Source organism: Dietzia sp. 2505 (assembly GCF_040546785.1).
Classification (GTDB): Bacteria; Actinomycetota; Actinomycetes; order Mycobacteriales; family Mycobacteriaceae; genus Dietzia.
This window is the reverse complement of the sequence record NZ_JBEPON010000004.1, coordinates 60330-77997: the sequence shown is the minus strand read 5'-3', so window position 1 is coordinate 77997 and position 17668 is coordinate 60330. Positions and strand designations below refer to the sequence as shown.

The window sequence follows — 17668 nt, the reverse complement described above, 5'->3', positions numbered from 1 at the left end:
GCATGACGGCCTCACGAGCACGACCGCCTCACGAGTCGGGTAGGTGCCGCTCGAGCTCCTCACCGAACCCCATCCGCTCGGCGAGCGATTGCAGCTGCTCGTCGGCGTAGAGGTCGGTCTCGGACACGATGATCTCCAGCACCCCCGGTGGCAACCCCACGTCCTCGAGGATCGCCATGTCCCCCTCGCCCCAGGGGTCGGCGTCCTCGAGATCCTCGTCCGGGAGGTCCACGTTGAGCTCGTCGAGCACGTCGGCCGCGAGGTCGTAGTCGAGGGACGCGGTCGCATCGGAGAGCATGAGGCGCATCCCGGACGGGCCGGGACGCAGGATCACGAAGAACTCGTGATCGACGTCGACGAGGCCGAACGACGCCCCCTCGGTGCGCAGGGAGCGGACCTGCCGCGCCGCGTCGTCGAGACTGGTGAGCGCGGTGTCATCGAGTCTGGTGATCTGCCATGAACCGCCCGCCTGCAACACCCCGAGAGCGGAACCGGTGACGGCGTCGTCGGTGCTGTCGCTGTCGCGGGTGTTTCGGTCGGAGGTGCTGGCCATGGGCCCAACCGTAGTCTGCTGTGAGAACCTTGTCAGGTGGCGGCGGTGACGGACGTGTGCGTGCTCGGAGTGGGCCTGATCGGCGGTTCGCTGCTGCGGGTCCTGGGCCCGGATCGGGCGTTCGGATGGAACCGCTCGACCCCCGGCGCGGAGGCGGCGACGGCGGCCGGTTTCCACGTCTCGACGGATCTGGCCGACACGCTCCGCCGGGCCGCGCGGACGGACGCCCTCGTCGTCATCGGTGTCCCCCTGCCCGCCCTCGGCGCGGTCCTCGACGCGGTGGCCGAGCACGCACCCGGGGCCGCGCTGACCGACGTGGTGAGCGTCAAGGGGCCGGTCCTGGCCGCGGTGCGCGAACGGGGGCTGGGCGCGCGGTTCGTGGGCGGCCACCCCATGGCGGGGACGGCGGACTCCGGCTGGGCGGCCACCGACCCGGGCCTCTTCCGCGGTGCGACCTGGCTCGTGGCCGCGGACGACGACGCCGATCCCGACACCTGGTCCCGTGTGGCCCGGATGGCGGTGGACTGTGGCGCCCGGGTGGTCTCGTCCACCTCCGCCGACCACGACGCGGCCGTGGCCAGGATCTCCCACCTGGGCCACGTGGTGGCCGAGGCACTGGCCTCGGCCGGGGCCCGGGGCGGAGACCTCGCCCTGGCCCTCGCCGCGGGGTCGTTCCGCGACGGCACCCGCGTGGCGGGCACCGCGCCCGACCTCGTGCGGGCGATCTGCGAACCGAACCGGGACGCGCTGCTGACCGTCCTCGATGAGTGCCTGGCGGATCTCACGGCCGCCCGCGACTCGCTGGCCGGCGAGGGTGCGCTCGGGGCGCTCGTCGACGAGGGACACCGCGCGCGCCGGGCCTACGAGGAGGCGCAGGCGGGGCGCGCGGGCACGGCCGTGTCGGTGACCCCGGGCGCACCGGGCTGGCTCGCGGACCTCCGCGCCGCCGGGGCCGCCGGGCTGGAGGTCAGACCCGCCGGCTGAGCCCGGTGACGTCGAGGATGAACCCGTCGGAGTCGACGGTCGCGCTCGTGGCCGCGGTGGCCGTGATCCCGTGGACCTTCTCGTCGTCACTGGAGAAGGTGACCGAGTCCTCGGTGACGTCGAGCGTCAGGGAGTCCACCGAGAGCACCCGCTGCTCGACCGAACCCGGCTGCGAGTGCAGTCCGAGCCGTCGGCTGATGACGCTGGCGAAGAACACGCTGAACGTCACGTCCACGTCGACCACCCCGTCGCCGCCCACGCGGGAGCGGGTGTCGGAGGGGTCGTCCAGCAGCCAGGATCCCTCGGCGTCGCGGACCAGGTCGATGGTGCGCTCGTATTCCTCGGTGGAGACGGTCAGCTGCACCCGGTGAGGGGCCAGGTCCGATCCGATCTCGACCTGGTACTCCAGCGTGAACGCCTGGTGGTCGGGGTGCGCGGCGGACACGATCCGGCCCCGGGCGCGGGAGGAATCGCCCTTCCGGACCAGCCGTACCTGCTCGATCACCCTGCCCGTCTCGGAGATCCACGTGTACATGCGGGGAGCCGAGGCGCGAGGCGCTTCGACCTGCGGCGAGGGCGACTGGGAAGCGTTCACCCCTCCTACGGTAGGAAAATCTCCACCGAAACGCACATCATCGGCCCGTCGCGGCGACCCGGTGTCACCTCGGTCGCAGCTCCACCCGCGCGCGTCGCCAGGGATACAGCGTGACGTTCCGCGCCCTGGGCCACTCGTGGCCACTGCCCACGCGGCCGAGCTGATACCGCTCCAACACCTGCCGGAGGATCACCTCGCCCTCCATCATGGCGAAGGACGCACCGATGCACCGGCGGGCGCCGCCGCCGAAGGGCAACCAGGTGGTGGGGGTCGGGACGTCGCCGAGGAACCGGCCGGGATCGAACTCCTTGGGCCCGGGGTAGGCGGCCGGCGCCCGGTGGGCCAGGATGATCGACGGCGAGATGGTCATCCCCCGCGGGTAGGTGCGGCCGCCGACGGTGGCGGGCTCCTGCAGCTCCCGCATCACCATCGGGACCACGGGGTGCAGTCTCAGGGACTCCTTGAGCACGGCGTCGAGGTACTCCGTGCCGCCGGCGGCGATCTCGGACACACAGCGGTCCTGGATCCCGGGGTGCCGGGCCAGCTCGAGCACCGACCACGCCATGGCGGTGGCCGTGGTCTCGTGTCCGGCGGCCACCAGGGTCATCAGCTGGTCGCGCAGCTCCTGATCGGACAACCCCTGCGCGTCCTGGGCGGACGCCCGCACCAGCAGTGCCAACAGATCCCGCCGCTCGGACAGCGCCGGGTCACGGCGGGTCGCCTCGATCTCCTCGCCCAGGAACGCGTGGATCGTCGCGAGGTCCCGGACCTGCCGGCTCCACGGCCGGAAGCGGCGCAGCGGCATGATGCCCATTCCGATCATCACCACCGGCCCGGCGTCCACCGCCCGCGCCACGATCGGCCTGATCCGGTCGAGACGTGCCGAGTCCGTCACCCCGAAGACCACGCGCAGGATCACCTCGAGGGTGAGCTCGTTGAACAGGATGTGCGCACGGACCCGGCCCGATCGCGGCCAGCGGTCCAACTGCTCGGTCGTGACCTCCTCGACCAGTGAGCGGTACCCCTCGATCTCGCGGCGCCCGAACGCCGGCGCGAGGAGCCGGCGGGCGCGCGCGTGCTCGTCGCCGTCCTGGAGGAGGAGAGAGTGCTCCCCCAGCAGCGGACGCAGCAGTTCGTTGCCCTTGCCCGCGTGGAAGACCGACGGCGAACCGGCGAAGACGTCCTTGACGTCCGCGGGATCGGCGACGGCGACCACCGTCCGGCCCCTGGGCATCAGGTCGAGCTTGAACGGGACCCCGTACCTTCTGGCGGCCGCCGGGAAGACGACCGCGGGAGCCGAGAGTGTGAGCAGGGCCTGCACCAGGCCGGGTAGCCGTGGGCCGGAGGGAACGCCGTCGTCTGTGGTCACACTGTTCATGGTGACACCGTAGGAGTCGTCAGGTGTCGCCGCAGCCGGACCGGCGAACGCGCCGCCCCGCGCCGCCACCTCCCCGGCTGCGGGGGTGGCGGCGCGGACACGTCCTGCCGGGCGAAGGGTCTCAGGCTCCCAGACCCGCGCTGCCGAGCGAACCGGTGCCGGCCCCGGCACCACCGGCCAGACGCGCCCAGGGGCCGGTCACCGCGAAGGTGTAACCGTCGCCCTGGATCGACACGAACATCACCGAACCGTCCTCGTTGAACACCGGGCCGGCGAACTCCGAGTTGCTCACGCGGTTGCGTGCGATGGGGTACGCCCGGCCACGCTCGTCGACGCCCACGACGTGCTGGATCCCGGAACCGTCCTCGGAGATCACGATGCCACCGTGGGGCGAGACCGTGATGTTGTCCGGACCGTCGAAGCCCCCGCCGTCCGCGAGCTCGACGGACGGGTCCGGGTTCCGGCCGAAGATCGAGTACAGCGTGATGGAGGCACCGTCCGGCGCGATACGCCAGACCTGTCCGTCGTGCTCGGCCGCCGAACCGTCGCCCATCCGGGCGAACGAGGCCACCACGTACGCGCCCTCCTTCCACCATGCGCCCTCGAGCTTGCGGGAGCGGGTTCCGCGCTCGGCGTAGGACTGCTTGCGGATCGAGGTGGTCTCGGCGAGCCGATCGCGGCCCGGGACGACGACCCACTCGACCTGGTAGGTCGTGCCGACCGTGGTGGCCACCGACAGGTCCGGTACGTGCGCGCCGCCCGAGACGCACCGCATCATCTCGAAGGTTCCGGCCGTGTCCCCGCCCTCGGAGCGGGCGAGCTCCGCGAGCGAGCCGGTGCCGGGGCGGAAGCCCGCCGGCGGGGTCCAGCGGTACACGTGGCCGTTGGGACTGCCGGCGTCCTCGGTGAGGTAGATGACGCCGGTGGTGGGGTGCACCGCGACCGCCTCGTGGGCGAAGCGACCGAGGAACCTGAGCGGCACCGTGGCCTGGGCACGGTTGAGCGCCGGGTCCGGCGAGACCTCGAAGACCCAGCCGTGGTCCACCGACGCGGTCTTTCCAGCGAGCGATCTGCCGCCGGCGCGGAGTTCGGTCTCCTCGCAGGTGAGCCACGTGCCCCACGGGGTGACGCCGCCCGCGCAGTTGTTCACCGTGCCGGCCAGGCCTACGTACTGCGACCTGCGACCACCCCGGGAGTCGACGGCGATCACCGTGCACCCTCCACCCGCCTGATCGTCGAAGGTGATGCCCTCGGTCACCGGCACGACATGCGGCTCGCTACCGCCGATCTCGTGGTTGAGGATGAGGAAGCCACCCCCCGCACCTACCAGGTCACCGAGCGAACCGAGTGCTCCCGTGAGGGAACCGAGGGGGCCGGAGGCCGGGAAGTACCCGGCGGCGTCGGGATCGGACGGGGACGCCGCGCCGCCCTCCATCGAGTGCTCGCCCGCGTGGGTGACGACCGAGTACGTGAAGCCCTCCGGCAGATCGAGCAGGCCGTTCGGGTCCGGCACAAGGTCCCCGTACCCCTCGGTGCCGACGCCCGTCGCGCTCGCGGTGGCGCCGGAGCCGGTGAAGGTCCCGGTGAGGTTGCCGGTAACGTACACCCCCGCGCCGACGGCGGCCGCGCCGGCGAGGAATCGCCGACGATCGATGTTGATTTCTCCCATGGTTCCGGTGTCCTCTCCCCGCGGCCGGCCGTTCCGACGCGCGAGCTTGGACACTAGGATCCGGGGGAAACGGGAACGCGCTGTTCAGGTGTCGCGCACATGAACGCGCGGCGCAGACCCGGTACGGGCGTCCGAGGGTCCGCGACACCGTCCCGACAGGCCATCCCGGACTCGCCGAGTGTTCACCGACGGGCCATCGACCGCGTCCTGGAATTGGCCTAGTGTGACCGGCATGGCCCTGCTCCCGGTGGACCTGGACTCGACGCCCGACGACATCGCCGCCCTCCTCGCCGTGGACGCCGCCGTGCGCGCCGCGGTGGGCCTGGAGCACTCGCCGCCCACCCCCTCGGCCCTGCACTGGGCGGGCGCGGACGGGATGTGGATGGCCCTCGTCCGGCCCGGCGAGGGGCGCGCGCTCCTCGCCGGCTGGCACCACGAGTTCTCCCTCACCGAGGGCAGCGGGCGCGCCGGAGAGGCCGGGACGGACCTCGTCGGCGACGCCCCAGGATGGTGGAGACGCGGGGTCGAGCACGCCCGGTCCAAGGGCCTCTACCTGGGCTTCCTGTACGGCTGGGACGGCGCCACCTGGTGGCGGCTGGACCAGCCGACCGACGACGGCTTCGACCCGGAGATCTACCCGGTGACCGCCGCGGCCGTCCGGGACATCGTCGACGACTTGGCCGACGAGACCCTCCTCGACGCCCCGTCGACCGGCGCGGTCGACGCACTCCTGTCGGCCGGGGCGCGGTTGTCCGCCCGGGATCTGGCGGCCGTCCTGCACTCCCCCGACGGCTGGCCCGAGGTCGACCTCGAGGCGGGCGTCACAGCGGCACGGGCCTTCGGTTCCCCGGTCCCGGCCTGACCTCGCCGCGGTACCGTCCCGGCCGATCTCTGCCACCATGGTCTGGTGAGAAGACTCGGTTACGTCGCGGCCAAGCGCCTCGCACTCGAGACACTCGGGTGGACGCTGGTCGTGCTGGGAATCGCCGCCCTGTTCCTGCCCGGCCCCGGGCTGCTCACCCTGTTCGCGGGCATGGTGGTGCTCTCCCAGCAATACGAGTGGTTCGAGAAGCGGGTCGACCCCGTCAAACGCATGGCCCTCGAGGGCGCGTCCCGAGGGGTGCAGACCTGGCCGAGGATCACCGCGTCGGTGCTCGGCGTGGCGTGGCTGGTCGGACTCGGGATCTACTGGGGCGAGCACCCCCCGGCGCCACGGTGGTGGCCCTTCGACCCCGACTGGTGGTTCATCGGCGGATGGGGCACCGGCGGGAGCCTGATCGCCTCCGGCCTCATCGGCCTGATTCTGATCGCCTACTCGATCCGTCGCTTCCGGGGGAACCCGTACGACCACGAGGTGGAGACCGAACGCGAGAGGGAACGCCACGCCGCCCGCCACCGGGAGAGAGAGGAACGGCGCCGCGCGAGGCACGACCTCACGCCGGACCGGAGGCCGTACCCGGCCGCGTCCCCCTCCGGGCCGGGCGTCGCGTCGGACTGATCGGGCGTCACGTCGGACTGACCGGGCGTCACGTCAGGCTGAACGTCTCCTCCCCGCCCACCGCGACCATCCGTTCCTCCCGACCCACCCGGACCTTGACGGGGATCGCGTCGATCACCCCGTCGCGGTGCTGGACCGTGACCCGGTCCCTCATCACCGTCACCGTCAGCGGGGAACGCAGGTAGGTCATGTCGAAGGACACACCGTCGATGCCGCTGGGCAGGTTGGGGTCGAGGCGCAGCATCCCGCCACTGACCCGCATGCCCGCGTAGAACCGCTGGACCAGATCGACCGTCCCGGACATCACCCCCATGTGGATCCCCTCGCGGGTGGTGCCGCCCTGGATGTCGTTGACGTCGCTCGCCAACGCCACCTTGAACCGCTCCCAGGAGGCGTCCGGATCGAAGCGCGCCAGCACGCCGGCGTGGGTGATGTAGGACAGGGTCGATCCATGCGAGGTCCGACGGTCGTAGTACTCGATGGTGCGCCTGGCGGCGTCGGCCGGGAAGTCGTAACCGAGCCGTCCGACGATGCGCCTGAGTTCGGAGTCGCTGAAGAGGAAGAACAGCATCACCGCGTCGGCCTGCTTCGCGAGCTTGTACCGGTCGGGGGTGTCCCCCTCGGCCTTGAGGATCCGGTCCAATCGCTGGATGTCGCCGTACTGGGCGCGGTAGGAGTCCCAGTCCAACTCCACGAGGTCCTCATACCCCTCGAACTGGCTGATCACCCCGTCGTGGAACGGGACGAACATCTTCCGGCTCATGTCCTTCCACCGCGTGACCTCCTCGTCACGCAGTTCGAGCCGGGCGCGCACCTCGTCCGCCCGGGGTTCGGGCAGAAGGTCGAGCAGGCTCGCGGCGATGTCGCAGATCCAGGCCACGAAGACGTTGGTGTAGGCGTTGTTCCGCAGACCCGCCTCCGACGCCCCGGGGTACTTCTCGTGGTACTCGTCCGGCCCCATCACGCCGTGGATCTCGTAGCGGTCCCGCTCCGGCGAGTAGTGGGCGATCGACGACCAGAAGCGGGCGATGCCGAGCATCATCTCCGCCCCCCGGTACTCGAGGAACATCGTGTCCTCGGTGAGCGTGACGTACTGCCAGACGTTGTAGAAGATGGCCGCACTCACGTGGCGCTGATTGTGCGACAGATCCTCGTCCCAGCGACCGGACATCGGGTTGAGGTGGACCTCCTGGGTCTCCTCGGTTCCCAGTGACCCGCTCTGCCACGGGAACATGAAGCCCTCGTAGCCGGCGGCGTCGGCCGCCGCCCGCGCCTCCGACAGGCGGCGGTAGCGGTACATCAACAGTCCCCGGGTGACATCGGGGGTCCGGAAGGTGAGGAAGGGGAAGACGAACAGCTCGTCCCAGAAGATGTGGCCGCGATAGGCCTCCCCGTTGATCCCGCGGGCGGGCACCCCCGCATCCAGGTCCGCGGTGTGGTGAGAGCAGGTCTGCAGGATGTGGCTGATGTGGACCCGCAGCAGGTGCTGCGCCTCGTCGTCGCCGAACACCCGCATGTCACACGCCTGCCACAACCGGCCCCATGCCTCGCAGTGGTGCGCGTAGGCGGCGTCGAAGGGCCGGGCACGGATCACCGACCGGTGCGCGCGCGTCATGGTGTTCCCGGTGGCGGGGTCGCGCGAGGTGAACAGCGACACCGACTTCTCGACCGTCACCGCGACCCCGCGCTCGAGGTCCAGACGCAGTGTCTGCTGGATGTAGTCGGAGGTCCGGAAATCCGCCCGCGGTACGTCGATCCTCTCCCCGTCCGTGTGGACGAGGGTCCGGGCGGCCAGGCTGACGACCACCTCGGACTGCCGCGTGTGGGCCTTGATGGCGATGACCTCGGGCTCCGGGAAGAGCGTGCTCCCCGGGCGCAGGTGGTCGCTCTCGAGCTGGCGGTAGCGGGGCACGCCGTCGTTGGTGACCCGACCGTCGAGCGCGGTGACCACCTCGGCCTCTCCCGACCAGTTGAGCGGGGTGATCGTCCACTCGAGGTAGGCGTGGTGCATCGAGGCCATCGAGACGAACCGCCGACTGACCAACTCGGTCTCGCGACCCTCCCTGTCCCGGAACCGCAGCCGCCGGGTGAGCGTGGCCGACCGCAGGTCGAGTTCGTGCCTGTAGTCGAGAATCTCCACTTCTGCGAGCCGGAGCACCTCCGCGCCGCCGATCCGGAGCTTGAGCGGCAGCCAGTTGGGCAGGTTGACCAGGTCCTCGTTGTGTACCGGGACGCCGCCGAGCATGGTGGTCGCGCGGTTGTACAGGCCGTGGACGTACGTCCCGGGGTAGTGGACACCGTCGGCGTCCTCCCATTCGGCCGCGCCCCGCGTGCAGAGGTACCCGTTGCCCGTCGAGGTGAGCGTCTCGCGCAGCCCCTCCTCGCCGGGATCAAACCCGGAATAGGACAGCGTGAAGGCGTCGGACTGCCCAGCCGTGGTGTCGTCTGAGGGCCCGGTCTGCAGAGTGGTCACGCGGTCGAGCCTATCCACTGACCTGCGGTTCCGACGGGATCCCACGTGCTTGTTTCCGGGATCGTCATCTGGCCGAGACTCGTCGGCCACCGACGTATTGTATGATCTACGTCACAGTCGACGTCGGCCCGGGCCGCGCCTCGCGGTCCGCCGTCGACCGTCGCGCCGGAACAGGGGTTCATCATGACCGTTCAGTTCATCGAGATCACGGAGGACGTCGCCGACAGGCTCCACGTCCTCACCACACCGACGGCCTGCCAGGTCGGCGATGCGCGCATGATCATCGTCGATCTGCTCGGCTCCGGTCCGTCGTGGCCACTGTCCGTCCTCGTCGACCACGTGTGCACCGCGTACGAGGCTCCCGACGGGGAACGTCTCATGGTCGACCTCCGGGAGGGCATGGCCGAAGACGAGCTCCGTGATGAGCCGGCACTCAGGCACGTGACGTGGGTGCGCGCCACGCGCCTCGCGCTCAGAGAACTCACCGACTCCGGCGAAGTGGTCTGGAGCCTGCCCTCGGACGATCCGGACGAGGTCGACCACCCCGAGGTCGAGGTCCTGATGTCCGGCGCCGAACCGCGCGCCTTCCGCGTCTACGTGGGGGATCCGCTCCCGGACGGCTCGGTGTCCCTGCGGTAGCGGACGGCCACGGCCAACATCACCGCGCCCACCGCGATGAAGGACAGCACACGGAACAGACCGGGCAGCGTGGCCAGGTCGAGGAACAGCAACTTGGCGAGGGCGAGCGACCCCAGGACGAAGCCGATCCTGCGGGCGTCCGAGAGCCGGGGCCTCGGCGTGAGGACCAACCAGGCCGCGCAGCTGATCCACAGCACGGTGACCACCAGGTGGGCCACGAGGAAGCCGTTGCGCGCCGCGCCCGCCAGGTCACCGATCACCACTCCGGCCGCCACGACCATCACCGAGAAGGCCAGCAGCGCCACCACGGCACCCGCCATCACCACCCTGGACGCCTGGCGGGGCACCCGCCGGGAGGCCCACCACGTCGCGGCGACGGCGAGCACCGTGACCGCGAACGCCGCCACCACGTCCCAGTAGGTCAGCTCGCGGACCGCCAGACGCTCGTCGAGCGCGAGGAACGGCTCGTTGACGACCAGGTACACGATCAGTGCGATGGCGGCGCCGATGCCGGCCACCCAGTCCACCCAGCGGCGACCCCACAGGCCCGCGGCCACGAGGTACCCGGTGGCGCTGAGGGTGAGTGCGAGGCTCGTCATCTCCCGTCCGCCCAGTTCCACCCAGGCGCCGAACAGCAGCGCACTGCCCACGACCCCCGAGACGGCGGACAGCAGCACCGGTCCCGACTCGTGGGCTCGGCGTCCGGCGAGCACGGCGACGGTGAGGTAGGCGGCGGCCAGGACCACCCCGACCGGCCAGCCCGGCCGCAGGAGGACGAGTCCGGAGAGGAGCAGGAGGGGGACGGCGGTGGGGACAACGACGAGGGCCGCGTTCTCCGGGGCCGGGCGGCGGCGCACGGAGTCGACCCAGGCCACCCCGACGCCCACCGCGGCGAAGACCAGGGCCGCCACGATCAGCGCGATCTGTTCGCCCCGGTCGTGGAGATGCGTCTGCGTGAGGTAGCCCGCGAGGACCGGTGCCGGGAACACCGACCACACCACCCTGACCGCGATCCCGAGTTCGGCGCCGAGTACGGCGGTCGCGATGGCCAGGATCACGAGGAAGACGGGGAGCTCGACGCCCGTGGAGATGAACGGGGCCAGCACCATCGTGCCGGCCGAGACCAGGCAGGCGAGCAGTCCCGAGGACCATCGTTGCGCCAGGGCCATACCCGCGAGCGCCAACCCGCCGACGAACATGTACGCCGCCGGCACAGGGATCCACTGATAGAGGGTCGTGCATGCGATCACGTCCAGCATGGCCGCCGCCAGACCGGTGCCGACCAGGGCCAACGCGCCGGGGTTGATCGGGCGCTCGGGCGTGGCCTCGTGGCGGGACTGCAACCACAACCCCAGCCCGACCAGCACCAGCGCCAGCACCGCCGCGGCGACGACCCGGGCGATCGGCGGGAAGAGCCCTGCCTGGATGGCGACCACCAGGAGGAACGCGATCCCGGCCAGCATCACGGAGCCGCCGATCGCGGCGATCACCGTGGCCGCGGTGAACCGTGGCGCCCGGCGCGGGCGGGCCTGCGCGGTGCGCCGCTGCCACCCGGGCCCTGCAGGGGCGGGGCCCGGCTGCGGGTGGGGCCCGTCCACCGGACCGGCAGGGCGGTACCCGCCGAGCGCGGGACCACCGGTCTGCGGGGCCCCTGCTCGCCACACCGAGTCCCGCCCGGGGCCGGGAGGCTGCGCGTAGGCGGGTCGGGGGCCGGGGCGAGGCGCCCCCGGGGCGGGGTGGGGCGGCTGCAGGGGTTGGACGGGCTGGTCCGGTTGCACGGGCCGCGCCTGCCGACCGAGCGCCGCCAGTCCGCTCCGGACCTCCGCCACCTCGGCGGTGATCCGCCCGAGCCTCGCGTCGAGGTCGGCGAGTGTGCGCTGGACGTGGTCGGGCTGTTCCGGGTTCACCCCTGAATAGTCTCCCGTCCGGGTCCCCCCGTCCACAGGCTCCCTGCCGGGCCCTACCGCCGTTCGCGCTCCGCCTGCGCCGCGGCCCGGGACCGCAGCACCAGGATCACGCCGACCGCGCTGACCGCCATACCGACCACCGCGAGAAGAGTGATCGGCACCCCGAACATCAGCCACACCCAGACCATGGTGGTCGGCGGGGTCAGATAGAGCAGGACGCTGGCGACCGTGGCGCCCCGGGTTCGGGTGACGAACACGTAGAGGACGTACCCGCAGAGCGTGGACAGGAACACCAGCCAGGCCACCGCCACCCAGAACTCGGGCTCGGCGGGCACCGCGCCCTGCCCGGCCAGCAGCATCGCGGCGACCAGTGCCACCGCCGCGACGACCGACTGCATGGTGATGGACTGGAGCAGGGTCTCCGTGGGCCTGAGGCGCTGGGTGAGGACCGTCCCCGTGGCCAGGCTCAGCATCCCGGCCACCGGGAACAGGTAGGCCCACCACGGGGCGCTGCCGGCGCCCAGGCCGCCCGAGACCACCACCACGACGCCCGCCATCCCGAGCAGCATGCCGATCCACATGACCGGTGTGGTCCGTTCCCCGAGGAACCTGCCCGCGACCGTCGCCACGAGCAGTGGCTGCAGCGCAGCGATCAGCGCCGCCGTCCCGCCGTCGACGCCGCGGGCGACACCCTCGAAGATCATGAACAGGAACACGGCCTGACTGAACAGACCCAGCACCGCCTGCCGCGCCCACGCCCGCCGGTCGGTCAACCGCACACCGAGCACCAGGCAGACCGAGAGCAGCAGGACCCCGAGGATCGAGAACCGCCAGCCGAGCAGCTGCAGCGAGGTCCCACCGGTCCGGGTCCCGAGCTCCGCGCCGACGTAGCCCGAACTCCACATGATCACCAGTGCCACCGACGCCAGATGGCCGGCATTGCGGCGGAGCGCATCTCGAGCGGGCTGGGACATCGGCACAGCCTACGAAGCGGCCCGTCTCGTCGTCGTCGTACCGTCGGCCCCACCCCCGGCCCCGGCACACGACCTCGGCCGCGACGGCGGGGGCAGCGGCGGGCGGTCGCCCTCCAGGTCGACGATCACCGTTCCGGTCTCGAGCCGGGTGTCCCTGCGGACCCCCCTTCACATACTGTGTGCCGCACAGTACCGTGTGAGGCATGAGCGACGGCGTGGACGCGGTGTTGGGGACCCACCTGCAGGAACTCCGGCGCGGCTCGGTGGTCCTGGCGAGCCTGCTGGCCTGCAGCCGACCGCGATACGGGTACGCCCTGCTCACCACGTTGGCCGAGGCCGGGATCTCGACCGAGGCCAACACCCTCTACCCACTGCTGCGTCGCCTGGAGGGGCAGGGGCTGCTCACCTCCACCTGGCGGACCGAGGAACCCCGACCCCGCAAGTACTACGAGACCACCGCGCTCGGTGCCGAGACCGCCGACGTGCTCCACTCCGAATGGCGGGCACTGGGCGCCGCCTACACCGATCTGCGAAAGGCGGAGACGTGATGTCCACCCTGACCGATCGCTACATCGCCGAGGTGGTCCGGCGGCTGCCGGGCAGCGCGAGCGACGACATCTCCGCCGAGATCTCCGCGACCATCGACGACATGGTCGCGGCCGAGCTCGACCGGCCCGGCGACGGCGACGCACCGCCCGACCCCGACTCGATCGAGCGCGCCGTGCTCGGCCGGCTCGGTGACCCCGCCGCGCTGGCGCGCCGCTACTCGGGCACACGGCACTACCTCATCGGCCCCGAGGTCTACCCGGCGTGGCTGCGTGTCGTGCGCTGGCTCCTGCCGATCGTCGGCGCCCTGGCGGCACTCACGAGCGCGATCGTCTACGTGGTGACGGCCCCACAGGCCGAGTTGGGTGGCCTCATCGGTGAGGTCGTCAGCGGGGTGGTGTCCGCCCTGCTGTGGGCGTTCGCGGCCTGGACGCTGATCGTGGTGATCGTCGAGCGGGCCACGCCCGAGGGCGACCGCAACCCCCTCACCACGTCGGCCACCTGGGACCCGTCGGAACTCGACCATCCGCGGGCCCGGCCGGACACCCGCATCGACGCGATCGTCTCGTTGAACCTCCTCGCGGTGTTGGCCGCCGTGCCCTTCGTGCCGTCGACGTTCCTCTACATCGGCCACCTCAACGGCGGCGAACCGGTGGTGAATCCGGACATCCCCACCGTCTGGCTCGCGGGCTACCTGGCCCTGATCGGGGTGCTGGCACTGGTACAGATCCGGCGCCTGGCCCGCCCGGGGGCCTCCCGGCGGCGACTGGCTGTCGAGGTGGTCTCCGACGTCGCGTTCGGCGCCTTCCTCACGGCCCTGGTCCTGAGCCAGGATTCGGTGATCCACCCCGACCTCGTCTCGGCCGGCGGGGACGACCTGCCGGCCGCGGCGATCCGATGGAGTGTCATCGCCACCGTCTGGGTGATCGTGATCTGGGACCAGGTCGAGACCCTCCGGGCGCATCGGCGGGACACGACCGCGGCCCGGTGAGTCGTCGGCGGGGGGACGAACGACGAACGCCCCCGTCCGCGTGGACGAGGGCGTTGCCGGTACCGCTGCTGTGCGCCCGAAGGGACTCGAACCCCTAACCTCTTGATCCGTAGTCAAGTGCTCTATCCATTGAGCTACGGGCGCATTATTCATCTGTCGTGCCAGTTCAACCGGTCACCCGGTGCTCCGGCATGGCGGAGGCGAGAGGATTTGAACCTCCGGTCCCCTTTAAGGAGGACAACTCATTAGCAGTGAGTCCCATTCGGCCGCTCTGGCACGCCTCCTGGAGGCTCTGCTGAGCCAACGAGGGATAACAGTACACACCGGTCGGCGCGGTGCGCAAAACGGCCGGACACCCCGCCGTCATCCGGTGGTCCTACTCTGTACGCATGTCCCCCGACGTGCGCAGCGACCTCGACGCCATCCCCACATACGTCCCCGGCGCCACCGTCCCGGGTGCGGTCAAACTCGCCTCGAACGAGACCACCGCGGGCCCGTTGCCGAGCGTGGCGGCGGCCATCGCGGAGGCCGCGGCCGGGGCGAACCGCTACCCGGACATCACCGCCGGTGCGCTGGTGTCGCGACTGTCGGAGTTCCTGGACATCCCGGCACGGAACGTCACCGCGGGCTGCGGATCGGTGGCCCTGTGCCAGCAACTCGTCCAGGCGGTGTGCGCGCCGGGCGACGAGGTCCTCTTCGGCTGGAGATCGTTCGAGGCGTACCCCATCATCGCGCGTATCGCGCACGCCGTCCCGGTCGCGGTCCCGAACCGGACCGACGGCACCCTGGACCTCGACGCGATCGCCGACGCCGTGACCGACCGGACCCGGCTGATCTTCGTGTGCACCCCCAACAACCCCACCGGGCCGGCGGTCTCCCACGCCGAGCTCACCGCGTTCCTCGACCGGGTCCCCGAGCGGGTCACGGTGGCGCTGGACGAGGCGTACTACGAGTACGTCCGGTCCGAGAACCCGGTCGACGGTGTGGCCGAGTCCATGGCCAGGCCCAACGTCGTGGCTCTGCGCACGTTCTCCAAGGCGTACGGCCTGGCCGGGCTGCGCGTGGGCTACCTGACCGGGCCGGCGGACCTCGTGGTGTCGGTGGGGAAGATGGTCGTCCCGTTCTCGGTGAGCTCGCTCGCCCAGGCCGCCGGGATCGCCTGCCTCGACGCGGGCGACGAACTCCGCGCCCGCACGGACGCGGTGGTGGCCGAACGAACGAGGGTCCGGGACGCGCTGATCGATCTCGGTCACGCCGTGCCGGAGAGCCAGGCCAACTTCGTGTGGCTGCCGCTCGGTGACACCGCGGCCGCATTCGACTCGCACTGCCGCGACCACCTCGTCGTCACCAGGTGTTTCGCCGGCCACGGGGTGAGGGTGACGATCGGCGACGCGGCGGAGAACGACCGCCTGATCGATGCCGCACGCGCTTTTGTGACCGGAACGTGACTGTTCCGGCGGGCTCCCGTGACCTCACACCGGCACAGTGGGCGGGGTTCGCGTGCGCAGAGCGGTACTCCCGCTCGTGATCACGCGTGCCCGCGACGTATCGACACCGAAGGACATCGAAGGAGCCGGATGAGACAGCAGAGTTCATGGGACGACATGAACTACTCGCTGGTCGGCACCCGCGTATGGTCCGGCTCACGTCCATCGGCAGACCTTCTCGGACCGGGCTCCCCCTCGCTCCGCCGGACCGCGCTCGCCACGCTGGTGATCGTGGCCATCGGCGCCCTGGTCCTCACCCTCGCCGCCGCCCCGCTCGCCGGTGCCCGCACCGGCGAGTCCGGCCGACCCTGGACGCCTTCGGAGGAGGCCCAGTCGGTGCGCATCCTCGGCATCGGCGAGTTCTCCGGTGCGCTGACCCGGCCGGTGGGGTTCCAGGGCCAACTCCGGGACGGCTCGGGAAACGTACGGCCGGCGGGCGGGGGGGCCCACCTGGCCGCCACCGTGGGCAAGCTGCGCGACCAGGCAGGTGACGCGATGCTCCTGGCCACCGGAGACTCCATCGGTGGGACCGCTCCGGAGGCGGCGCTGCTGGGCGACCGGCCGACCATCGAGTTCTTCAACCGTCTCGGCGTGGACGGCGCCGGAGTCGGGAGGCGCGAGCTGGAGAAGGGTGCCGACCACGTCCGCTCCCTGGTCCGTCCGGGGTGCCGCACCGAGCAGGACTGCCGGGTGGACCCGCCCCTGCCACCGTTCCGCGGCGCGGCCTTCCCGTTCCTGGCCTCCAACGTCGTCCCCTCCCCCGACGCGGCTCCCACCTTCCCCTTCGCGATCCACCGCATCGGCGACGTCCGCGTGGGGGTCGTGGCCGTCACGCTGCCCTCCGACAGCGCCCCGGAGACCACGACCCGGCTCGCCGACCCCGTCAAGGCGGTCAACGAGACCGTCGAGGCGCTGCAGTTCCTCGGCGTGGAGGCGATCGTGGGCCTGGTGCAGTCCACCACCGTGCACGGCAACCTCGACCCCGGCGCCTGCCCCGACGAACTCACCGACCTGGACCTGGTCAAACGCCTGGACCCCGCCGTCGACGCGCTGATCGTCGGCGCCTCGGGCGGTCCCGCGACCTGCCGGGTGCGGGACGCGGAGAACGACGAGCGGGTGGTGGTGGCGCCCGCGTCCCACGGCCGGTCGGTCACCGTCGTCGACCTCGCGGTCGACCCCGCCACCGGCGACGTGATCCGTCCCCAGACCTCGGCGTTCAACCAGACGGTGAACCTCGACATCGAACCCGATCCCGGCACCGAGGAACTCGTGCGCCAGGCCGGAGCCGCCGCCGCCCCGGCGGCCCGCACGCCCCTGGGCGCCGCCACCGAGACGATCCCCCGGCGGATGGACGCCAACGGGGAGTCCCCCCTGGCGGACGTCATCGCCGACTGCCAGCTCCACGCCACCCGGGGCCGGGGTGCGCAGCTCGCTCTGTCCAACCCGGACTCGCTACGCACGGACCTGCCGCAGGGCCCCCTGAACTACGCGACCCTGCACACCGTGCAGCCCTACGGCGACCGCCTCTACCTGGTGACCGTGACCGGCCGGGAGCTCCAGGCGGCGTTCGACCACTTCGCCGACGACATCGGCGACAACGGGCCGGCGGTCTCGTCGAACGTGAGTTACACCGTGGATGCACGTCGACCGGTCGGCGCCAGGGTCACCGAACTCCGGGTCGACGACCAACCAGTCGATCCGGCCCGCGAGTACACCGTCGTGGTCAACGAGTTCCTCGCCTCCCCGGAGTTCAACGGCTCGCCCCTCGCCGAGCGCGGGGATCGCCGCGAGGCCGGACTCACGGACATCGACGCCCTGCTCCGGTACGTGGAGGACGAGGGCCCGCTGAGCGCCCCTGAGCCGGGACGGGTCCGGGTCGTCCGGTAGCCGACCCGGTGGGGACCACCTCCCACTCCGGGTGCTTCTTAGTATTTTCGCGTCGCGCATTCTAAGATCGATTTCATCACCCGATCC

15 protein-coding genes and 2 tRNA genes are annotated in these 17668 nt (G+C 71.4%); 8 read left to right on the top strand and 9 right to left on the bottom strand.

What is annotated here, in order from left to right:
• Window positions 1–28: 28 nt before the first annotated feature.
• Window positions 29–553 (bottom strand): tRNA adenosine deaminase-associated protein, encoded by a 525-nt coding sequence (locus tag ABIE38_RS09400; RefSeq protein WP_354055669.1) that lies wholly within the window; start codon window positions 551–553, stop codon window positions 29–31.
• Window positions 554–598: 45 nt separating this feature from the next.
• Here ABIE38_RS09400 and ABIE38_RS09395 point away from each other — a divergent pair, with 45 nt between their 5' ends.
• On the top strand, window positions 599–1537 hold the full coding sequence (locus tag ABIE38_RS09395) for a prephenate dehydrogenase (RefSeq protein ID WP_354055667.1): 939 nt from the start codon (window positions 599–601) through the stop codon (window positions 1535–1537).
• Here ABIE38_RS09395 and ABIE38_RS09390 read toward each other — a convergent pair.
• The 3 genes from ABIE38_RS09390 to ABIE38_RS09380 all read right to left on the bottom strand — a co-directional run bounded on the left by ABIE38_RS09390 (window position 1521) and on the right by ABIE38_RS09380 (window position 5179).
• Window positions 1521–2132: a putative glycolipid-binding domain-containing protein gene (locus ABIE38_RS09390; protein ID WP_354055665.1), complete on the bottom strand. Its 612-nt coding sequence runs from the start codon at window positions 2130–2132 to the stop codon at window positions 1521–1523. The two genes, ABIE38_RS09395 and ABIE38_RS09390, sit on opposite strands and share 17 nt — an antisense overlap.
• A 64-nt stretch (window positions 2133–2196) precedes the next feature.
• Window positions 2197–3510, bottom strand: a complete 1314-nt coding sequence (locus ABIE38_RS09385; protein ID WP_354055663.1) for a cytochrome P450 — start codon at window positions 3508–3510, stop codon at window positions 2197–2199.
• 121 nt (window positions 3511–3631) lie between these two features.
• A complete protein-coding gene (locus ABIE38_RS09380; protein WP_354055662.1) occupies window positions 3632–5179 on the bottom strand; it encodes an alkaline phosphatase PhoX in 1548 nt (515 codons plus the stop codon).
• Window positions 5180–5411: 232 nt separating this feature from the next.
• Here ABIE38_RS09380 and ABIE38_RS09375 point away from each other — a divergent pair, with 232 nt between their 5' ends.
• Together ABIE38_RS09375 and ABIE38_RS09370 are read left to right on the top strand one after the other, a co-directional pair.
• On the top strand, window positions 5412–6041 hold the full coding sequence (locus ABIE38_RS09375) for a hypothetical protein (protein ID WP_354055660.1): 630 nt from the start codon (window positions 5412–5414) through the stop codon (window positions 6039–6041).
• Between the two features lie 45 nt (window positions 6042–6086).
• Complete coding sequence (locus ABIE38_RS09370) at window positions 6087–6677, top strand: PGPGW domain-containing protein (protein WP_354055658.1); 591 nt, start codon at window positions 6087–6089, stop codon at window positions 6675–6677.
• A 28-nt stretch (window positions 6678–6705) separates the two neighbouring features.
• On the opposite strand, the gene ABIE38_RS09365 is transcribed toward ABIE38_RS09370, so the two are convergent.
• Window positions 6706–9150 (bottom strand): glycoside hydrolase family 65 protein, encoded by a 2445-nt coding sequence (locus ABIE38_RS09365; protein ID WP_354055657.1) that lies wholly within the window; start codon window positions 9148–9150, stop codon window positions 6706–6708.
• Between the two features lie 183 nt (window positions 9151–9333).
• Here ABIE38_RS09365 and ABIE38_RS09360 point away from each other — a divergent pair, with 183 nt between their 5' ends.
• A complete protein-coding gene (locus ABIE38_RS09360; protein ID WP_354055655.1) occupies window positions 9334–9789 on the top strand; it encodes a hypothetical protein in 456 nt (151 codons plus the stop codon).
• Here ABIE38_RS09360 and ABIE38_RS09355 read toward each other — a convergent pair.
• Together ABIE38_RS09355 and ABIE38_RS09350 are read right to left on the bottom strand one after the other, a co-directional pair.
• The gene (locus tag ABIE38_RS09355) at window positions 9744–11696 is read right to left on the bottom strand and encodes a DUF2339 domain-containing protein (RefSeq protein ID WP_354055654.1); all 1953 of its coding nucleotides are present in this window, start codon (window positions 11694–11696) and stop codon (window positions 9744–9746) included. The genes ABIE38_RS09360 and ABIE38_RS09355 overlap by 46 nt on opposite strands.
• A 53-nt stretch (window positions 11697–11749) precedes the next feature.
• A complete protein-coding gene (locus ABIE38_RS09350; RefSeq protein ID WP_354055652.1) occupies window positions 11750–12670 on the bottom strand; it encodes a DMT family transporter in 921 nt (306 codons plus the stop codon).
• A 203-nt stretch (window positions 12671–12873) separates the two neighbouring features.
• Between ABIE38_RS09350 and ABIE38_RS09345 the strand changes: the two genes are divergently transcribed.
• Together ABIE38_RS09345 and ABIE38_RS09340 are read left to right on the top strand one after the other, a co-directional pair.
• Window positions 12874–13218, top strand: a complete 345-nt coding sequence (locus ABIE38_RS09345; protein WP_354055651.1) for a PadR family transcriptional regulator — start codon at window positions 12874–12876, stop codon at window positions 13216–13218.
• A complete protein-coding gene (locus ABIE38_RS09340; protein WP_354055650.1) occupies window positions 13218–14207 on the top strand; it encodes an HAAS signaling domain-containing protein in 990 nt (329 codons plus the stop codon). The genes ABIE38_RS09345 and ABIE38_RS09340 overlap by 1 nt, the downstream gene beginning before the upstream one ends.
• 71 nt (window positions 14208–14278) lie before the next feature.
• Here the strand turns inward: ABIE38_RS09340 and ABIE38_RS09335 are convergent.
• Both ABIE38_RS09335 and ABIE38_RS09330 read right to left on the bottom strand, forming a co-directional pair.
• A tRNA-Arg gene (locus ABIE38_RS09335) sits at window positions 14279–14351 on the bottom strand.
• Between the two features lie 48 nt (window positions 14352–14399).
• Window positions 14400–14491, bottom strand: a tRNA-Ser gene (locus ABIE38_RS09330).
• Window positions 14492–14596: 105 nt separating this feature from the next.
• Between ABIE38_RS09330 and ABIE38_RS09325 the strand changes: the two genes are divergently transcribed.
• Together ABIE38_RS09325 and ABIE38_RS09320 are read left to right on the top strand one after the other, a co-directional pair.
• The gene (locus ABIE38_RS09325; protein WP_354055649.1) at window positions 14597–15655 is read left to right on the top strand and encodes a pyridoxal phosphate-dependent aminotransferase; all 1059 of its coding nucleotides are present in this window, start codon (window positions 14597–14599) and stop codon (window positions 15653–15655) included.
• Between the two features lie 129 nt (window positions 15656–15784).
• Window positions 15785–17581 (top strand): bifunctional metallophosphatase/5'-nucleotidase, encoded by a 1797-nt coding sequence (locus ABIE38_RS09320; protein ID WP_354055648.1) that lies wholly within the window; start codon window positions 15785–15787, stop codon window positions 17579–17581.
• Window positions 17582–17668: the final 87 nt, after the last annotated feature.

Coding starts and splice junctions, on each gene's coding strand:
- ABIE38_RS09400 (WP_354055669.1), bottom strand. CDS start 553: ATGGCCAGCACCTCCGACCGAAACACCCGCGACAGCGACAGCACCGAC.
- ABIE38_RS09385 (WP_354055663.1), bottom strand. CDS start 3,510: ATGAACAGTGTGACCACAGACGACGGCGTTCCCTCCGGCCCACGGCTA.
- ABIE38_RS09380 (WP_354055662.1), bottom strand. CDS start 5,179: ATGGGAGAAATCAACATCGATCGTCGGCGATTCCTCGCCGGCGCGGCC.
- ABIE38_RS09375 (WP_354055660.1), top strand. CDS start 5,412: ATGGCCCTGCTCCCGGTGGACCTGGACTCGACGCCCGACGACATCGCC.
- ABIE38_RS09360 (WP_354055655.1), top strand. CDS start 9,334: ATGACCGTTCAGTTCATCGAGATCACGGAGGACGTCGCCGACAGGCTC.
- ABIE38_RS09350 (WP_354055652.1), bottom strand. CDS start 12,670: ATGTCCCAGCCCGCTCGAGATGCGCTCCGCCGCAATGCCGGCCATCTG.
- ABIE38_RS09345 (WP_354055651.1), top strand. CDS start 12,874: ATGAGCGACGGCGTGGACGCGGTGTTGGGGACCCACCTGCAGGAACTC.
- ABIE38_RS09340 (WP_354055650.1), top strand. CDS start 13,218: ATGTCCACCCTGACCGATCGCTACATCGCCGAGGTGGTCCGGCGGCTG.
- ABIE38_RS09325 (WP_354055649.1), top strand. CDS start 14,597: ATGTCCCCCGACGTGCGCAGCGACCTCGACGCCATCCCCACATACGTC.
- ABIE38_RS09320 (WP_354055648.1), top strand. CDS start 15,785: ATGAGACAGCAGAGTTCATGGGACGACATGAACTACTCGCTGGTCGGC.